Genomic DNA, 17,319 nt, shown 5'->3' with positions numbered 1-17,319 from the left:
AGGGTGCCGATGCGCTCGTCCACGTCGTGGTCCTCGTGCCCGCGGTCGGCCAGGCCGTGCCCGGACACGTGCACGGTCATGTCGGGGCGCAACGTCAGCCGCAGCATCACCAGGGCGGCGGCCAGCGCGAAGCCGCTGTGGGTGCGGCGGTGCTCGGCGAAGGCCGCGACGGCCCCGGCCGGTGGGCGCGGCAGCAGGACGCCGGTGACCAGCTCCTCCGGCAGGCAGGCGGTCACGAAGGCGCCGCGGAACCATGAGCCGGCGGGCACCGTACGCGGTCCCGCGGGGCCGTTCACCTCGATCCCGGCGTCCAGGGCCATGGCCAGCGCGCACCACTCCGACGCCGGATGCGCCCAGGCCAGGCTGCCCGCGAAGGTGCCGCGGGCGCGGATGGGCGGGTGGCCGACGTACGGCGCCACCTGGCGGAACAGCTCGGCCAGCGGGTCGTCGAACCGGGCGCGCTCCAGCTGGGCGTGCCGGACCAGCGCGCCGACGTGGACGGAGCCGTTCTCGACCGTGACCTGCGAGAGCCCGGGGATGCGGTTGACGTCCACCACCAGGGCCGGGCGCGTGGTCCGGTAGCGCAGCTCGATGAGCAGGCTCTGGCCACCGGCCAGCACGCGGCTCTCCGGCCCGTGCGCGGCCAGCACGGCCACCGCCTCCGGTACGGAGGCAGGCGCGACGTAGTCGAATTGTGCCGGTTTCATGTCCCCCATCCCGGGCATCCGATATCGACGTTGGTACCGAAAGCGGGGGTGTCCAAACATTGCGGTACATCGGGATGCCGCTCGCGCGGCGGGAGGATCGCGACCTGGTCACCGGACGGGCGCGCCGGGTCGCCGATCTGGAGATCCCGGGCACGCTGGAGCTCGCGTTCGCCCGCAGCCCGGTGCCGCACGCGGTGATCCGCGGGGTCGACGTCGCCGCCGCGCTCAAGGAGGAGGGGGTGGCGGGCGCGTGGTCGGCCGCCGACCTGCCGTACCTCGCCGCCCGGGCGGTGCCCGGCGAGGAGGGCATGCCGCCGTGGCCGCTGCTCGCCACGGGCCGCGTCCGCTATCCGGGGGAGGCGCTCGCGGTGGTCGCGGCCGGCACGCGCGCCCAGGCCGAGGACGGCGCCGAAGCCGTCCGGCTGAACCTCGAGCTCCTGCCCTTCACCCGCACCGACACCCCTCGCACATCCGGCGCCCCCGGCGACTCCTTGGCGGCGGAGGCGCCCCGGCTGTTCGACGACCGCGACAACCTGGCCGCCGAACGCACCTTCGGCCACCCGGCCGACGACGTGTTCGCCACGGCCCCGGTCGTCGTCGAGGCCGCCTACCGCGAGCAGCTCATCCTCCCCACGTCCCTGGAGCCACGGGCGATCCTGGTGGACCCGGGACGCGCGCACCGCCTCACCGTGTGGGTCTCCCACCAGGCCCAGCACCGGCTGCGCGACGCGCTGGCCGCCGCACTCGGGTTCGACGGGGAGCGGATCCGGGTGATCGTCCCGGCCACCGGCGGGGCGTTCGGCGCCAAGAGCCAGACCTACCCGGAGTATCTGGTCGCAGCCCTGCTCGCCGTCCACCTCGGCCGCCCGGTCCGCTGGTGCGAGGACCGCGCCGAGGCCATGCTGGCGGGCCCGCGCGGCCGTGGCCAGCATCAGCGGGTACGGCTGGCGGCCGACGAGGACGGCACCTTCCTCGCGTACGAACTGCTCGTCGACGCCGACATCGGCGCGTACCCGCACATCGGCGCCTTCGTCCCCATGATGACCGGAGCGATGAGCACCGGCGCCTATCGCACACCCCGGGTGCACACGCGCGTCAGGTGCGTGCTCACCAACACCGCCCCGACGACCTCCTACCGCGGCGCCGGCCGCCCCGAGGCCGCCTACGCCCTCGAACGCACCGTGGACCGGCTCGCCCGCCGGCTCGGCCTGGACCCTGCCGAGCTGCGCCGCCGCAACTTCATCCGCCCCGACCAGTACCCCTACCTGACGCCGACCGGCCGCACCTACGACTCGGGCGACTACACCGCCGCCCTCGACCGGGCCCTGGCCGCCGTCGGCTACGACGAGGTCCGCGCCGAGCAGGCCCGCCGCCGCGAGGACGGCGGACGGCCGCTCGGGGTGGGGATCGCCACGTACGTCGAACGCTCGGGAGGACCGCCGGACAGCGACGAGTTCGGGAGCGTGGAGGCGTGCCCGGACGGGACGTTCATCGCCCGCGTCGGATCGACGTCCACCGGTCAGGGCCATTTCACCTCGTTCGCCCAGGTGGTGGCCTCGGTCCTGGACGTGGAGGTGGACCGGGTCCGCGTCGTCGAGGGCGACACCGGCGAGGTCCCCTACGGCTTCGCCACCTTCGGCAGCCGGTCCATGCAGGTGGGCGGCGCGGCCCTCTGGCGCGCCGCCGAAGCCCTCGTGGCCGCCGCCCGCCGCCGCTGCGCCGAACTCCTGGGGGTGGGGGAGGAGGACGTCTCGTACAACGCGGGCCGCCTGATGGTGGGCGGCGCCCCTCACGCGGGCCTCCAGAGCGACACCGAGGAGGGCCCGGTACCCCTCGCCGAGACAGGCCTCCTCCCGGGCCCGCCCCTCACCGAGACCAGCCCTCTCCCGGGGCAGGACCTCGCCGAGACCGGCACTGTCCCGCGCCCACCTACCGGCGAGACGGCGGGGCTGCCCAACGTCGAGGTCGGCCCCCTCCCCGGGCTGCCCGTCGGCGAACTGGTCGCCCGCACCGGCCCCCTGCGCGCCGACGAGATCGTCGCCCCACCCCAGGCCTTCCCGTACGGCGCCCACGTCGCCGTGGTCGAGGTGGACCCAGACCTGGGCACCGTCCATGTACGCCAGTTGGTGGCCGTGGACGACTACGGGGTGGTCGTCAACCCCATGATCGTCACCGGCCAGGGCCACGGCTCCATCGCCCAGGGCCTCGGCCAGGCCCTCTACGAGCAGGCGGTCATCGGCGAGGACGGCCTGCCCTACGCTTCGACCCTCCTGGACTACCTCCTGCCCACCGCCGCCGACATGCCCCCGGTCACCCTCCTGGAGACCGTCACCCCCAACCCCAACACCCCCTTGGGCGCCAAGGGCGCGGGGGAGGCCGGCTGCATCGGCATCCCCCCGGCCATCGTCAACGCCGTCTGCGACGCCCTCGACATCGACCACATCGACATGCCCCTGACCCCCGGCGCGGTATGGGCGGCCACCACCGAAACCCGGTAGGCGAACCACGCGCGTGGTAGCCGACCCGTCTAGGTCGCGGCGAGTGCCGATTCGATGCCGGGGACGCGCTCGTGCAGCCAGTCCCCGCCGCACTCGTACTCCCACATGAGGGCCAGCAGCATGTAGAGCAGCCGGTGGTTCGCCAGGTGCGACGGCGCGTCCGCCGGAATGCCCGCGGGGAAGTACGCGTCGAGCATCGCGCGCTGCAAGCCGGGCTCGCGGAAGTCCATCCTGGCCAGGTCCAGCCATGGGCCGGCCGCACCGCAGTCCGCCCAGTCGATGATCCCCTCGACCCGGGAGCCGGCCGACAGGACATGCCGCGGGTGGAAATCACCGTGCACGTACACGCAGGGCTGATCCCAGCGAGGTCCGTCCAGGAGGAGATCCCGGCATCGAGCATGGAGCGCCGGGGTCAGGATTCCGGCATCGGTGACAGGGTCGAGCCGATCCGCCAGCCCCGCGACGTGATCAGCCCATGTTGCCGCACCGGCGCATGGCGGCGAGCCGGACGCCTCCTTGAAAAAGCCCGCCCCCTGCACGGGAAGTGAGTGCACGGCCCGCAACAGCCGTCCCACCTCGGACGCCGCCTCACGTGTCGCGACCCCCGGCTCACCGGAGACGAGCCGCGTCACCAGGTACGGGATCTCCGCGTCCGCCGCCCCGGCGATGACCTCGGGGACCGGAACGCCCCTCTCCGACATGGACCGCAGGGCCCACAGCTCCACCTCGACCTCGCGCGCGGCGGCGGCCTTGAAGACGGCGCGTGCGCCGGACCCCAGCGTCACCGCGGCGACCGTGTTGGCCGCGAACCCGGACAGCGGCTCATACCCCGTCACGCGTTGGGACAGCAGGCACTCGATCACCTCCGCGTCGATGCGCTCGGCATCGCTCACGACCACCGGCCTCCTCTCATGCCCCTCGCAGGGACAGCCTGGATCGATACGCTGCACACTACGTTGGAGATCGTATTCACGAGCACTTCGAGGATGTCCATGCCTTCTTCCCGTGAACGAGAGCCCTACAAGTGGCACGTGACGTTCCCCTGGACGGCCGAAACCTCTTCCGCGCTTGCGGAATTCCGGGAGAGGGCGATAAATCTCGGCGAAATCCCCTTGGGCAAAGGCCGGATCGAATTATCGAGCTCCAACCTTGGTGTCCTGCCACGTGTTCGCGGGCGACTGCGTGACCTCGGCGTGGATTTCGAAGAGCAGGGTATCGCGCCGGACGTGACCGGCGGGCGGGCATGGGACGCCACACTGATGGGCGTGCCCTATGCGGAGTTTCGCTACGCGGAGATCATCGGGGAGCACCCGGTGACTCACCAGAGATGTCTCGAATGCGAAGTCGAGGGCTTCGCGGCGCTCGACACCCACCCCGTGAAGCTCCGATTCCACAAGCGGCCGCAGGCCGGGCTGATCTACATCGCGAACGAGAGGGGTATGCACAGCGGTCCGGCACCCTGGCTGTTCGGGGCGGTTTCCGCCGAGCTGCGCGAGCACTTGGTCGGAGAGTCGTTGGCAACCGGCCTGCAGTTCTTCGACATCGATGTCTCGCGCAAGGGCACGGGAAGTTATTACGGAATTCTGCCGACGGCGCGGCTGGGTTCGATGGCGACTCCTTATGGACCGCACCCGACGGGGCGGAATTGCGTGAAATGCGGCTATGTGAACGCCGACTTCCTGGTCTATCCGCTCTACCCGCGTCCCGAGACGCCTGCTGACTGGTTTCTCGCCGCCCCTTTGGGAGCCATGGACATCTTGATCAGCCGCCGGATATTCGATTGGCTGACCGGTCCTGGCTGGCCCATGGCCGGCAGCGGAAGGCCGTCCCGCGTGAATTCCCGGAGAGCCGGCTGGTGGCCGGACGAGAGGGCTCAGGCATTCCTCCCCGAGGAGTACCAGGGCTCGACTCCGGACGCTCTCTGACGACGGACCCGGCTCGCTGTACATGCCGACCTCCGTTGAACCTCGGCAGCGCTCATAGTTGACTTTGGTGAACAGCCATCGATGACTTTCGCGGGCAGACCCTGGCCACCCGAGACTCCTAACGTTCTGCGCATGCTGAACCCACTCATGGCGCTTGCCGTCCTCACGACGCCGGTCAGCGTCGCGACGCCGCAGCCGTCCCTGCCGTGGAGCTCCTGCCCGGTCGCGAACGCGCCCGAGCTCCAGTGCGCGGACCTGTCCGTCGCCCTGTCGCCCAAGAGCGACCGCACGATCACCCTGAAGGTGGCCCGCCTGCCCGCCACCGGCGCCAAGAAAGGGTCCGTGCTGGTCAACTTCGGCGGCCCCCAGGGGTACCAGATCGCCTCGCTGGGCTCGCGTACGCAGATCTTCGACAAGATCCGTACGTCGATGGACGTCGTGACCTGGGACCCGCGCGGCTATCCCGGGCTCAGCGGCGCGGTGCTCCAGTGCGACTGGGGCTTCGTGCGCACCCCGGCGTTCCCCGCCGACCAGGCCGGGTTCGACCAGCTCGCCGCGGCGAACAAGGCCAGGGGTGACAAGTGCCGTACCACCGACCCCGAGCTCTTCGACCACATGGACGCGGCGTCCGACGCCCGCGACGCCGACGCCATCCGCAAGGCGCTCGGCGAGGACACGATGAACTTCCTCGGCCTGTCGTACGGCAGCACGATCGCGCAGTCCTACGCCCGGCTGTTCCCGCGGCGCGTACGCACGATGTACCTCGACGGAGCCGGCAACCACAGCCCGCGCGACTGGGACCGGGAACTCGACTCCATCGCCCGCGACAACGAGCGCTTCATGGACCGGTTCTTCGCCTGGGCGCCCGCCGGGACGGAGAAGCGCTGGCGGGCGCTGATCGCCAAGGCGGACCGCGAGCCGATCCCCGCCCCGAAAGCCGACGCCCGCTACGACGGCACGCAGTTGCGCTCGCTCGCGTTCCTCAAGCTCCGCCCCGGCCCCACCCGATGGGGCGACGTCGTGGCGGCCATCACGGCGGCCGAGGCCGGCGACGCGTCAGGCTTCGCGCTGTCGAGCCGCCAGCCCTACCCGGGCCTGCCCGGCGGCGGGGTCAAGGAATGCCTGGACTTCCCGCGCCCGGCCACCCAGCGGGACGTCGCGCGCACGGTCAAGCGGCTGCGCGCCATCGCGCCCAATACCGGCGCCGCTTTCCCCTTGGCCTGGCACCTGCCGCTCACCTGCGCCGGCTGGCCGACCCGGGTGACCAACCCGCCCACGCCGATGCCCCGTACGCTACCGCCGCTCCTGGGCGCGGGCACCTGGCAGGACTACGGGTCCACCCGCCGAGTGGTCGAGCAGATCCCCGGCAGCCGCACGATCGAACACGACGGCCCCGGCCACAACCTCTTCGGCGCGATGGCCAACCCCTGCGTCATCGACCTCGTCAGCACGTACGTCACCGACCGCCGGCTGCCGCCCCGGGGGACCACGTGCCCGTGAGACGACGTAAAGGGAGACGCTGGTGGATCGCGGGCGCCGCCGTCGCGGTCCTCCTCATCACCGCCGTGGTGGTGACGGCGATCGCCTTCCCGTCCGTCGCGGCCACCACCTGCCCCGGCTGTTACGGCCTGGAACGGCTCCAGCCCGGCGTGTACGCCGAACCCGGCCTGCCGCCGGACCGGCGCCGGCACGTGAGCGAGGTCGTCGAGCAGGCGAACCAGCGGGTGCGAGACTACTTCGGCGGACGGAAGAGCTCTCCGGACCTCCTCGTGTGCCTGTCCGACGACTGCTACCGCAGGATCGGCGGCGGCCGCGAACGCGGCATCGCCGTGCTCAACCGGGCGGTGATGCTGTCCCCGCGCGGCGTCGATCCCGTGATCGCCTCGCACGAGATGACCCACGTGGAGCTGCACGCCCGTCTCAACGGCGCCGACGTTCCGCAGTGGTTCGACGAGGGTCTCGCCGTCGTGGTCAGCGACGACCCCCGCTACCTCGCGCCGACCGGCGACCGGTGCCTGGCCGACTCCCGTCAGCCCCTGCCGGTCACGCTGGAGGAGTGGCTGCGGGCGGCATCGGCGGATCCCCAGATGTACGCCAGGGCGGCCTGCCGGGTGAGTCGCTGGGCGGGGACGAACGGCGGGAAGGAGGCCGTACGAACTCTCGTCGAACGGCTGTCAGCCGGACAGGCCTTTCCCGACATCCAGACGCCGGCCTGACGAGCGCCTGGCCCTTCACCGCCGAAGGTCAGGGAAGGCGAGCGAGCAGTTCGCGCCCGGAATCCCATCGGCCCAGCCCGCTCGCGGAGTTGATGTGGCCCGCCGAGCCGACGCTGACATGGTGGAGCCGCCAGCCGGCGGCCAGCCGCGACGCGACCTCCGGGGAGCAGTAGGGGTCGTCGTCACTGGAGACGACGAGGCCGGGCACGTGAAGAGGGGTCGCCTCCACCGCGGTGAAGGTGGGGGCCTCGGCAGGGAAGTTCGGTCCGGCGTTGTCCGGTGGGGCCAGCAGCAGCGCGATCCCGAACAGGACCGGCCCCACGCCTCCGAGGAAGTCGACCAGCTGCTCCAGCAGCCGCAGCAGCGCCACTGACGCCCCCTTCGCAAACTGGTTCAATTCTCGCTTTGCCGAGACACGCGAGCCGGGCGGTGCGAACCGTTCACCAGGAATTCGACCGCTGGACACGGAGGTGGCCAGGCAAAGAGGGCTGTCAGAGGCCGCCGGTGGCGGCTTCTCCTGACGATGGAAAGCGGTGGAAGGTCAGCCGCCGTGGCGCTCGATCAGGGCCGCCACCTCGCCCGCCTCCGACGAGGAGATGGCGCGCAGGACCTCCAGGGAGCGGCGCCAGGCGGACACGGCCGCGGGCAGGTCGCCGGCGTCGCGGTGCACCTCGCCCAGAGCGCGCAGGGCGTGGCCGTGGCGGCGGGGGAAGGGAGCCGCCCTGCAGATCGCCACGACGCCGGTCAACGTCGCGACCGCCTCGTCGAAGCGCCGTTGCAGGCGCCGGAGCTCGGCGAAGGTGAGCAGGACGCGGGCCTCGCCGAGTCGCTCCCCGACGTTCCGGTAGACGGCCAGGGACCGGCGCAGGAACCGTTCGGCGCCGGTGAAGTCGCGCTGGGCGAGCCGGGCCGAGGCCAGCGCCAGGGACGCGTACGCGGTCCCCCTGGGGAAGCCGAGGCCGTCGAAGCAGGCCATCGCCAGGCTGAAGCACGACTCCGCGGCGGCGCTGTCGCCCCGGGCGAGCTCGATCTCCCCGAGCAGCACCCGGGCGAACTCGCACGAACGGACGTCGCCGGTGTCCTCGGCCAGCCGCATCGCCCGCCGGACGACCGGGGCCGCGAGGTCGAGGCGGCCCTGGCTGACGTGGATGCGGCCGATGCCCCGCAGGACGGCGATCTCCGTGCCGCGGTCGCCGGTCAGGGCCAGGGCTTCGGCGGCCTGGTCGTAGCAGGCCAGCGCGTCGGCGTGGCGGCCCTGGAGGCCGCGGAGCTCGGCCATGTTGACCAGGGCCAGCGCGTGCCCGTGCCCGTCCTCCGCCTTCTCGAACAGCTCCAGGGACTCCTCCAGGAACTCCTCGCTGCGGCGCATGTCGTACTGGGCCAGGAACAGCTCCGCGAGGCCGTTCAGCACGGTCGCCTGGCCGCGGACGTTGCCCGCCGCGCGAGCGCTGCCCAGCGCCGTCTCGTGCGTCGTGCGCCACTCGTCGTAGAAGCTGCGCGTCTCGAACAGGCTCACCACGCTGGAGGCGAGCTCCCAGCACAGCTCGTCGGCCCCGAGCGCCGCGCTCTGGCGGACCCCGGCGACGATGCCCGCGCGCTCGGCCTCCACCCAGGCGAGCGGGTCGCGTACGACGATCTCGGGCTGCCAGAGCGGGCTGCGGCCGCGCGGGAGGCGGTAGTCGCCGCCGCACAGCCGCACGTGCGCCTGCCGGGCCAGGGTGAGCCACGCGCTCAGCGCGCGCAGGACCGCGGCGCTCCGCTCGTCCGCGTGCTCCTCGGCCTCGGCGCATTCGCGGGCGTACGCGCGGGTCAGGTCGTGGAAGCGGAAACGCGTCTGGCCGGACGGGTCGAGGCCCGCCACGTCCAGGAGGCGTACGTCGGCCAGCTGCTCGGTCAGGTCCTCGGCCTCGCGGTGCGGCAGATCGAGCAGGGCGGCCGCGGTCCAGACGGTGAAGTCGGGCGCCTCGATCAGGCCGAGCAGGCGGAACAGCCGCCGCGCCGCCGGGGTCAGGCCCTGGTACCCCACGGCGAGGCTGGCCCGCACCTCCTGGGAGCCGTGGGAGAGCTGGCGCAGCCGGCTGCCGGTGTCGCTCAGCCGCGTGACGAGCCGGCCCAGGCTCCAATGCGGCCGGGCGGCCAGCTTGGCGCCGGCGATGCGCACCGCGAGGGGCAGGCCGCCGCACAGGTCGACGAGCCGGGCGGCGTCGCCGGGCTCCGTGGCCGCCCGGCCGGCGCCGATGAGGCGCCGCAGCAGCTCCAGCGCCTCGCCGGAGGGCATCACGGGCAGATCGATCATCCGGGCGGCGGGCAGCGCCGGCAGCCGCTGCCTGCTGGTGATCAGGACGGCGCACCCCGGCGTGCCCGGCAGCAGCGGGGAGATCTGCCCCTCGTCGGCCGCGTCGTCGAGCACCACCAGGTAGCGCCGGTTCGCCAGCCTGTCGCGGTAGAGCTCGGCGCGCTGGTCCAGGCCGCTCGGCACGGCGGCGCTGTCGACGCCTAGTGCGCGCAGGAACCGGCCCAGCGCCTCCTCCGGATCCACCCGGTGGATCCCGGCGCCGCGCAGGTTGACGTAGAGCTGCCCGTCGGGGAAGTCGGGCCGTAAGAGATGGGCGACGTGGACGGCCAGCGCCGTCTTGCCCACGCCGCCCTGACCCGAGATGGCGCAGCTCGGCACCGCCGCCGCCGGGTCCGTGCGCAGCGTCCCGACCGCCGCCGCCAGCTCCTCGCGCCTGCCGACGAAGTCGGCGATGTCCGGAGGGAGCTGGCAGACGGCCCCGCCGGGCGGCCCGGCTGTGGCGGACGGCAGGCCGCCGTTCAGGATCGTGGCCTGCAACTGCCGCAGGTCCCTGCCGGGCTCGATGCCGAGCTCCCGTACGAGGACGCCGCGGGCCTGCCGGTACGCCTCCAGCGCCCTGTCCCGCTGCCCCGCCCGCGCGTGCGCCAGCATGAGCAGGTGCCAGGCCCGCTCCCGCAGCGGCTGCCCGCTCAGCAGGTCGCGCAGATCGTCGATGACCTCCTGGTCCGGGCCCAGGTCGAGCCTGATCTCCGCGTAGTCGAGCTGCGCCTCGGTACGGCGCTCCGCGAGGTCGGTCACCCGGGCCGGCATGTCGCCCCAGAGCCGGGCTCCCTCGGCGGGGCTGCCGCGCCACAGGGCCAGCGCCCGCCGGAACCCCTCGATCGCGGCCCGGGCCTCGCCCCGCTCGGCCTGCAGCCGGGCCTGCCGCACCTCCTCGTCGAACGCGAGCAGATCGACCTCTTCGGGGGCGGTCTGCAGGACATAGCCGGATCCCCTGGTGAGGATGCGCGCGCCGGGCGGCAGCGCCCTGCGCAGCCGGGCGACGTACGACTGGAGGTTGGCCACCGCGGACGGGGGAGGGTTCTCCCAGAGGGCGGCGAGCAGGCGGCTCTGGGAGACGACGGAGTTGACGTTGAGCAGCAGGCTGGCCAGGAGAGCGCTCTGCTTGCCGCTCAGCTCGACCGGCTGCCGATCTCCTACGCGAATGAACACTGGCCCCAAGATGCCGAAGGTCACGTTCGCCAAAATGTGCCCCCTGGTGGGGTATCGCAAGACCCTTGGGGCAATTGTCCATCCGAGAGGCTTCTTCAGGCCAGGGCGGCCTCCAGCAGGAGGGTGCCGGCGCCCAGCAGGGCCGCGTCGCGGCCGCCCCGGGCCGGGGCTATCTCCAGGTCGCGCGTCGCCAGCGGCAGGCAGCGTTCCCACACCGCCGCCCTGATCGAGGTGATCAGGGGTTCCGCCGCCGACAGGCTGCCGCCCACCGCCACCACGTCCGGGTTGAAGAAGTTCACCAGCACCGTCAGGACCTCGCCGATGCGGCGGCCCGCGGTGCGGGCCAGGCTCGTGGCCTCCGGGATGGCGTCGTTGACCAGGGTGACGATGTCGGCCGTGCGGGTCACCTCGATGCCGGACTCGCGCAGGGCCGCCATGAGGGCGGCGCCGCTCGCGTACGCCTCCAGGCAGTCCGGATGCCCGCAGGCGCACACGACCGAGGAGTCCGAGCGCACCCGCACGTGGCTGATGTCGCCGGCCGCGCCCCTGCCCCGGTGCAGGTGGCCGTTGACGATGACACCGCAGCCGATGCCGGTGCCGGCCTTGACGATCATGAGGTTCTGGCTGCCGGGCCACCAGCGCGCCTCGCCCGCGGCCATCAGGTTGGCGTCGTTCTCGACGAGGATCGGCAGGTCGTAGCGGGCGGCCAGGTGGTCGGCCACCGGGAACTCGTTCCAGCCGGGCATGCGCGAGGGCGTCACCACGCGCAGGCTCGACGGGTCCACCGGGCCCGGGATGCCGGTGCCCACCCCCCGCAGGGGGACCGACGGGGGCACGTGGGCGGCCAGCAGCTCGTCGAACGCGTCCGCGATGTGGTCCAGGGTGACCTGCGGGCCGTCGGCGATCTCGCAGCCGCGTTCCTCGATCACGAGCGGCGTGCCGCTGAGGTCCAGCAGGCCGAGGCGTACGTGGTGGGCGCCCAGGTCGGCGACGGCCAGCACGCCGGCGCCGGGGGAGAGCCGCAGCCGGCGGGGGCGGCGGCCGCCGCGCGAGGTGCCCGAGCCCTCCTCGGCCAGCAGGCCCGCGTCGATGAGCTCCTCCACGCGCAGCGACACGCTGGACGCCGCCAGGCCCGATAAGCGCGCGAGGTCGGCGCGTGACTCGGCCTTGCCGGTGGCGACGAGTCTCAGCAGGTCGCCCTGTGCCCCCTGCACGGGCAGCCGCTGCTTCATGTGAGATACCTACCATGTCCAGACTTAAGCCGACAACGTATTGACTTGCTACGAAATCTCCCACTACGGTCCGGCCTATCTTCGAAATCGAAGGAAGTGACCGTTCATGAAGAGGTTTGTCGCCCTCGTCGCCGTCTCGCTGTTAGGGCTGGCGGCCTGTGGTGAGTCGAGTAGTCCCGCCGTGCCCGGAGCGCCGTCCGAGAAGGGCAGCGACGTCCTGGCCAAGGCGCCCGTCGCTGCGGCGGCCGACATCCTGCCCGGCTCCACCATGGAGAAGATCAAACAGCGCGGCGAGCTCCTCGTGGGCGGCTCGCTGGACGCGCCCCTGCTCTCCCAGCAGAACCCCGCCACCGGCGAGGTCGAGGGGTTCGACGCGGACATGGGCAAGGCGCTGGCCAAGTACATCCTGGGCGAGCCCAAGGTGAAGATCGTCAACTCGGCGTCCGAGACCCGGGAGGCGCTGCTGGCCAACGGGACCGTGGACGTCGTCTTCCAGACGTACACGATCACCGAGGAGCGGGCGAAGCAGGTGGCGTTCGCGGGCCCGTACTACACCTCGGGGCTGACGATCGCGGTGAAGAAGGGCGCGACGGGCATCGCCAAGCCGGAGGACCTGAACGGCAAGAAGGTCCTGGCGGGCGCGAACACCCCGGCCATCCCCGCGATCAAGAAGCTGGCGCCGCAGGCGGAGATCATCACCTTCGGCAGCGACCCGGAGTGCGTCCAGGCGCTCAAGCAGGACCGGGGCGTGGCCTACGTGCAGGATGAGACGATCCTCATCGCGGACGCCAAGAAGGACCCGTCGATCGAGATCGTGACCAAGCCGTTCACCGTGGACCCGTACGGGATCGGGCTCAAGCACGGCGACGACCAGTTCAAGAAGTTCGTCAACGACTGGTTGAAGAAGACCCAGGACTCCGGGGTCTGGCAGGACATCTGGAAGAAGTCCATCGGCACCGTGGTGACCGGCGACGCTCCCCAGCCGCCGCAGATCGGCTCCGTGCCGGGGTCCTGATGTCCGTTCTCCTCGATCACCTGCCCGAGCTGTGGCAGGGGCTGATCGTGACGTTCCAGCTCACCGCCGCGTCCTTCGCGGGCGCGGCGGTGCTGGGCGCACTCGTGTGCGCGCTGCGCGTCAGCCCGGTGCGGGTGCTGCGCGCCATCGGCACCGCGTACGTGGAGTCCTTCCAGAACCTGCCGCTCCTCGTCCTGCTCGTCCTGGCCTTCTTCGGCCTGCCGGAGATCGGCGTCAAGGCCGAGCCGCTGGTCACCGCCATCGTGGTCATCGGCGTGTACGAGGCCGCGTACGTCGGCGAGGCCCTGCGCTCCGGCGTGAACTCGGTGGGCAAGGGGCAGGGCGAGGCGGCGCGGGCGATCGGGCTGACGTTCGGCCAGTCGCTCAGGCACGTGGTCCTGCCGCAGGCGCTGCGCACGGTCGTCCAGCCGCTCGGCAACATCTTCATCGCCACCACGATGAACACCGCCCTGGCCGCCGCCGTCGGCGTCGTGGACCTGACGGCCGCCGCCAACCGGGTGAACCTCGTCGAGGCGCAGCCCATTCCGATCTTCGTCGGCGCGGGCCTGGCGTACGCGCTGATCGCCGCGGCGGTGGGATTCGCCACCGGCCGGCTCGAACGCAAGCTGGTGATCCTTCGGTGAGCGTCCTCTTCGACGAGCCCGGCCCCAAGGCGCGCAGGCGCATCCGCGTCGCGACCGTGCTCGGCGTCCTGGCCGCCGTCGCGCTCGCCGTCCTGGCCGTGCGGCAGTTCGCGGCGAACGGGCAGCTCGACGCCGCCCGCTGGCAGCCGTACGGGACCTGGCCGATGTGGCGCTACCTCCTGACGGGACTGTGGTCGACGTTCCTGGCGGCCGTCGTGTCGGCGGCGCTGTCCATGGCGTTCGGCCTGGTCCTGGCCCTGGGACGGCTCTCGCACCGCAGGTGGATCCGCCTCCCGGCCGCCGCCTACGTCGAGGTCGTCAGGGTCGTGCCGGCGCTGCTGCTGGTGTACGTGGTGCTGTTCGCGCTGCCCCGCTACGGCCTGGACCTGCCGCTGTTCTGGAAGCTGGCCGTGCCCCTGACGGCCTCGAACGCGGCCGCCTTCGCCGAGATCTTCCGCGCCGGCATCAACTCCGTCGAACGCGGCCAGACCGAGGCGGGCCTGGCCGTCGGCCTCACGCCGCTCCAGACCATGCGCCTCGTCGTGCTGCCCCAGGCGGCCCGCCGCGTGCTGCCGTCGATCGTCAGCCAGTCCGTCGGCCTGCTCAAGGACACCTCGCTGGGCTTCGTCGTCAGCTACGGCGAGCTGCTCTACAGCGGCAAGGTGCTGGCGGCCTATAACGGCCTGCTCATCCAGACGTATCTGGTCGTCGCATTGGTCTATCTTGCGGTCAACGTGTCCCTGTCCAAGCTGGCCCGCACGCTGGAAGCGCGCCAGCCCGTCACTTTCAGGAGGAGAACCGCTCGTGCCTGACTACGCCGTGCTCGCCGAGGTGATCCGCTCCGGATTCGTGGAGAGCGTCCATTACGGCAGCGCCGTCGGCCTGGATCCGTCCGGGCGCGCCGAGGTGGCCCTCGGGAAGGTGGACGCGCCGGTGCTGCCGCGCTCGTCCGCCAAGCCGTTCCAGGCGCTGGCCTGCCTCACCGCCGGCGCGGCGCTGGCGGGGCCGCGGCTGGCCATCGCGGCGGGCAGCCACACGGGCGAGGACTTCCACGTGGAGCTGGTCCGCGAGATCCTCGACGACTACGGCCTGGACTTCGGCGCGCTGGCGTGCCCGCCGTCGTGGCCGGAGGACGCCCCCACCATGTACGGGCTCATCAGGCAAGGCGCCGACCAGTCCCGCGAGCGCATGAACTGCTCCGGCAAGCACGCCGCCATGCTCGCCGCCGCCGTGGCCAACGACTGGGACGTGCCCGGCTACCTGTCGGCCGGCCATCCCCTGCAGCTCCAGGTCCGTTCGGTCACCGAGGAGCTGGCGGGGGAGAAGGCCGCGCACGTGGCGGTGGACGGCTGCGGCGCGCCGCTGTTCGGCCTGTCGCTGACCGGGCTGGCGCGGGCCGTGCAGGGTCTGGTGCTGGCCGCGCCGGGCAGCGCGCCTCACCAGGTCGCCGACGCCATGCGCGCGCACCCCGAGTACGTGGGCGGGACCGGGCACCAGAACACCGAGCTGATGCGGGCGCTGCCCGGCGCCGTGGCCAAGGGCGGGGCGGAGGGCGTGCTGGTGGTGGCCCTGGAGTCGGGCCACTCGGTGGCGGTCAAGGTCATCGACGGCAGCCCGCGCGCCACCACGGCCGTCGCCCTGGCGGTCCTGCGGCGCATGGGCTGCGACGTCTCGACGGCGGCGGCGTTCGAGCAGGTGGACGTGCTGGGCGGCGGGGCCCCCGTGGGCCGGATCGTCGCCCGCGGGTAAGTCGCGGAAGGTCAGAGCATCGCGGGAGGTCAGAGCGTCGCGGAAGGTCAGAGCGACCCGTCGCAGCCGTCCGTGATGCCCTTCGCCGGGCTCTGGCCGGCCTTCTTGGCGGCCGCCGTCTTCTTGGGAGAAGGACCGGCGGAGGCGGTGGCGGCGACGGGCGGCTTGGTCTCGCCCGAGTCCCGCATCGCCTTCGCCGCGATGGTGCGGATCCTCTCCCAGTCGGGATAGCCGGTGCTGATCAGCGGCGGCACGAACTGCACGCTCGTCACCTTGGCGTTCTTGACCTTCAGCGCCAGCGGCACCAGGTTCTTGAGCATCCCCCGCGGGATGTCGGTCCTGATCAGCTCCTTGGTGGCCAGCGCGATCCGGTTGAAGCGGGCCAGCACGGTCGCCGGGTCCGCCTGGGTGAGCAGCGCGCCGAGCACGCAGCGCTGGCGGCGCATGCGGGTGTAGTCGTCGCTGAACGTGCGCGAGCGGGCGTACCACATGGCGTCGGCGCCCTTGAGCTTGCGCGTGCCGGCCTTGACCAGGCCCTCGTTGTACTTGCCGAACACCACGTCCTGCTCGACGGTGATCGTGATGCCGCCGATGGCGTCGATGAGGCGGGCGAAGCCCCACATGTTGACCAGGGCGTACCAGTCGACCCTGACCCCGAGGGTGTAGCCGATCGTGTCCATCAGCACCCTGGGGCCCTGGTGCTGCTTGCCGCCGAAGATCTCCGGGTGCGCGTCGGCGTACTCCCAGACGCTGTTGAGCAGGTCGCTGCGCCCGCCGCCGGGGTCGGGCGGGAGGCGGAAGCCGTTGGGGAAGTGCTGGGCCATCGGCGTGCCGGGGCGGAAGCGCACGTTCTCCAGGTTGCGCGGCAGGCTGAACAGCACGGTGTTGCCGGTCTTCACGTCGACGCTGGCCAGGTTCATGCTGTCGGTGCGGACGCCGATCCGGTTGTCGTCGGCGTCGCCGCCCAGGAGCAGGATGTTGACCCGCTGCCGCCCCGCCCACGGGTCCTCCGGCCGCTCCGCGGCGGCGGCCTCGGACGGCGGGGCGTCGGACGGGGTCTCCTGGAAGATGTCGTTGACCGTGCTCTGCAAGGTCCACACGTACTGCGTGACCACGCCGAAGGGGAGCACCACGGCGACGGCGAGGAGCCCCGCCAGCGTCCCGGTGACGATCTGCCCGCCTTGTGGCAGCCGCCCCGGCCGCAGCACGATGAACGAGTGCACGATCACGGCGAACCAGATCACGCCCAGCACGGCGGCGCTCACGATGATCGTCGTCATCCGCTCGATGAGCGTGCCCACCAGGTTGTCGGTCGTCAGCGCGAACGCGACCAGCGCCAGGAGGCCGACGACGTAGCAGGAGATGAGGGCGAGGCCGGTTTTGCGCCAACCGGTGCGCAGATGGGCCGCCCCGGGCGCCAGCGCCGCCAGCGCCAGCCATCCGAGAACCGCTCCGGCGCTCGAGGGTTCCTTTGCCTGCCGCACGCCTTCCCCGTTTCCCCGAATTTACAACCCTAGGCCTCTTACAGAGGCGGCAGCCTACGCACCTAATACGAAATATGTCTTTATCGGAGGATGAACATCAGTAGCCGAACAGACTTCACCGAAATCGCGTACGAAGTCGCCGACCAGATCGCCACCGTCACATTGAACCGCCCGGAGCGGCTGAACGCCTTCACCTTTGCGATGCGCGGAGAGTTGATCGAGGCGTTCGACCGCGCGGACGCCGACGACGGGGTGCGCGCGGTGGTGGTCACCGGGGCGGGCCGCGCGTTCTGCGCCGGGGCGGACCTGAGCGGCGGCGGGGACACCTTCGCGCACGGCGC

15 protein-coding genes are annotated in these 17,319 nt (G+C 72.1%); 9 read left to right on the top strand and 6 right to left on the bottom strand.

Annotated elements, in window-relative coordinates:
• A partial coding sequence (locus ACWDX9_RS46500) for an FAD binding domain-containing protein (protein ID WP_449966802.1) occupies positions 1–707 on the bottom strand: 707 nt, incomplete at its 3' end.
• Between the two features lie 59 nt (positions 708–766).
• Here ACWDX9_RS46500 and ACWDX9_RS46495 point away from each other — a divergent pair.
• On the top strand, positions 767–3,205 hold the full coding sequence (locus tag ACWDX9_RS46495; protein ID WP_449966799.1) for a xanthine dehydrogenase family protein molybdopterin-binding subunit: 2,439 nt from the start codon (positions 767–769) through the stop codon (positions 3,203–3,205).
• Positions 3,206–3,234: 29 nt separating this feature from the next.
• Here the strand turns inward: ACWDX9_RS46495 and ACWDX9_RS46490 are convergent, their stop codons facing one another.
• A complete protein-coding gene (locus ACWDX9_RS46490) occupies positions 3,235–4,098 on the bottom strand; it encodes a phosphotransferase family protein (protein ID WP_449966797.1) in 864 nt (287 codons plus the stop codon).
• Between the two features lie 138 nt (positions 4,099–4,236).
• Between ACWDX9_RS46490 and ACWDX9_RS46485 the strand changes: the two genes are divergently transcribed.
• The 3 genes from ACWDX9_RS46485 (at position 4,237) to ACWDX9_RS46475 (ending at position 7,346) form a co-directional block, all read left to right on the top strand.
• Positions 4,237–5,130 (top strand): hypothetical protein, encoded by an 894-nt coding sequence (locus ACWDX9_RS46485; protein ID WP_449966794.1) that lies wholly within the window; start codon positions 4,237–4,239, stop codon positions 5,128–5,130.
• 132 nt (positions 5,131–5,262) lie between these two features.
• Positions 5,263–6,630 (top strand): alpha/beta fold hydrolase, encoded by a 1,368-nt coding sequence (locus tag ACWDX9_RS46480; protein WP_449966792.1) that lies wholly within the window; start codon positions 5,263–5,265, stop codon positions 6,628–6,630.
• Positions 6,627–7,346 (top strand): hypothetical protein, encoded by a 720-nt coding sequence (locus ACWDX9_RS46475; protein ID WP_449966790.1) that lies wholly within the window; start codon positions 6,627–6,629, stop codon positions 7,344–7,346. The genes ACWDX9_RS46480 and ACWDX9_RS46475 overlap by 4 nt, the downstream gene beginning before the upstream one ends.
• 28 nt (positions 7,347–7,374) lie before the next feature.
• On the opposite strand, the gene ACWDX9_RS46470 is transcribed toward ACWDX9_RS46475, so the two are convergent.
• The 3 genes from ACWDX9_RS46470 to ACWDX9_RS46460 all read right to left on the bottom strand — a co-directional run bounded on the left by ACWDX9_RS46470 (position 7,375) and on the right by ACWDX9_RS46460 (position 12,086).
• Positions 7,375–7,716 carry an RBBP9/YdeN family alpha/beta hydrolase gene (locus ACWDX9_RS46470; protein ID WP_449966787.1) on the bottom strand — a complete coding sequence of 114 codons (342 nt, stop codon included), beginning with the start codon at positions 7,714–7,716 and terminating at the stop codon, positions 7,375–7,377.
• Between the two features lie 171 nt (positions 7,717–7,887).
• A complete protein-coding gene (locus tag ACWDX9_RS46465) occupies positions 7,888–10,854 on the bottom strand; it encodes a BTAD domain-containing putative transcriptional regulator (RefSeq protein ID WP_449966784.1) in 2,967 nt (988 codons plus the stop codon).
• 95 nt (positions 10,855–10,949) lie between these two features.
• Positions 10,950–12,086: an ROK family transcriptional regulator gene (locus tag ACWDX9_RS46460; protein WP_350722365.1), complete on the bottom strand. Its 1,137-nt coding sequence runs from the start codon at positions 12,084–12,086 to the stop codon at positions 10,950–10,952.
• 106 nt (positions 12,087–12,192) lie between these two features.
• On the opposite strand from ACWDX9_RS46460, the gene ACWDX9_RS46455 reads away from it, so the two are divergent.
• Genes ACWDX9_RS46455 through ACWDX9_RS46440 form a run of 4 tightly spaced genes read left to right on the top strand, consistent with a single transcriptional unit; the run spans position 12,193 to position 15,494 of the window.
• Positions 12,193–13,101, top strand: a complete 909-nt coding sequence (locus ACWDX9_RS46455) for a glutamate ABC transporter substrate-binding protein (protein ID WP_449966781.1) — start codon at positions 12,193–12,195, stop codon at positions 13,099–13,101.
• The gene (locus ACWDX9_RS46450; RefSeq protein ID WP_449966778.1) at positions 13,101–13,745 is read left to right on the top strand and encodes an amino acid ABC transporter permease; all 645 of its coding nucleotides are present in this window, start codon (positions 13,101–13,103) and stop codon (positions 13,743–13,745) included. The genes ACWDX9_RS46455 and ACWDX9_RS46450 overlap by 1 nt, the downstream gene beginning before the upstream one ends.
• A complete protein-coding gene (locus ACWDX9_RS46445) occupies positions 13,742–14,557 on the top strand; it encodes an amino acid ABC transporter permease (RefSeq protein WP_449966775.1) in 816 nt (271 codons plus the stop codon). Before ACWDX9_RS46450 ends, ACWDX9_RS46445 begins: the two co-directional genes overlap by 4 nt.
• Positions 14,550–15,494 (top strand): asparaginase, encoded by a 945-nt coding sequence (locus ACWDX9_RS46440; RefSeq protein ID WP_449966773.1) that lies wholly within the window; start codon positions 14,550–14,552, stop codon positions 15,492–15,494. The genes ACWDX9_RS46445 and ACWDX9_RS46440 overlap by 8 nt, the downstream gene beginning before the upstream one ends.
• 47 nt (positions 15,495–15,541) lie before the next feature.
• On the opposite strand, the gene ACWDX9_RS46435 is transcribed toward ACWDX9_RS46440, so the two are convergent.
• The gene (locus tag ACWDX9_RS46435; RefSeq protein ID WP_449966770.1) at positions 15,542–16,978 is read right to left on the bottom strand and encodes an LCP family protein; all 1,437 of its coding nucleotides are present in this window, start codon (positions 16,976–16,978) and stop codon (positions 15,542–15,544) included.
• A 90-nt stretch (positions 16,979–17,068) separates the two neighbouring features.
• Here ACWDX9_RS46435 and ACWDX9_RS46430 point away from each other — a divergent pair.
• On the top strand, positions 17,069–17,319 hold a 251-nt coding region (locus ACWDX9_RS46430), incomplete at its 3' end, for an enoyl-CoA hydratase-related protein (protein ID WP_449966768.1).

It is taken from the genome of Nonomuraea sp. NPDC003201 (assembly GCF_053590415.1).
The sequence above is the reverse complement of the archived record's forward strand: the minus strand, read 5'-3'. Positions and strand labels throughout refer to the sequence as shown.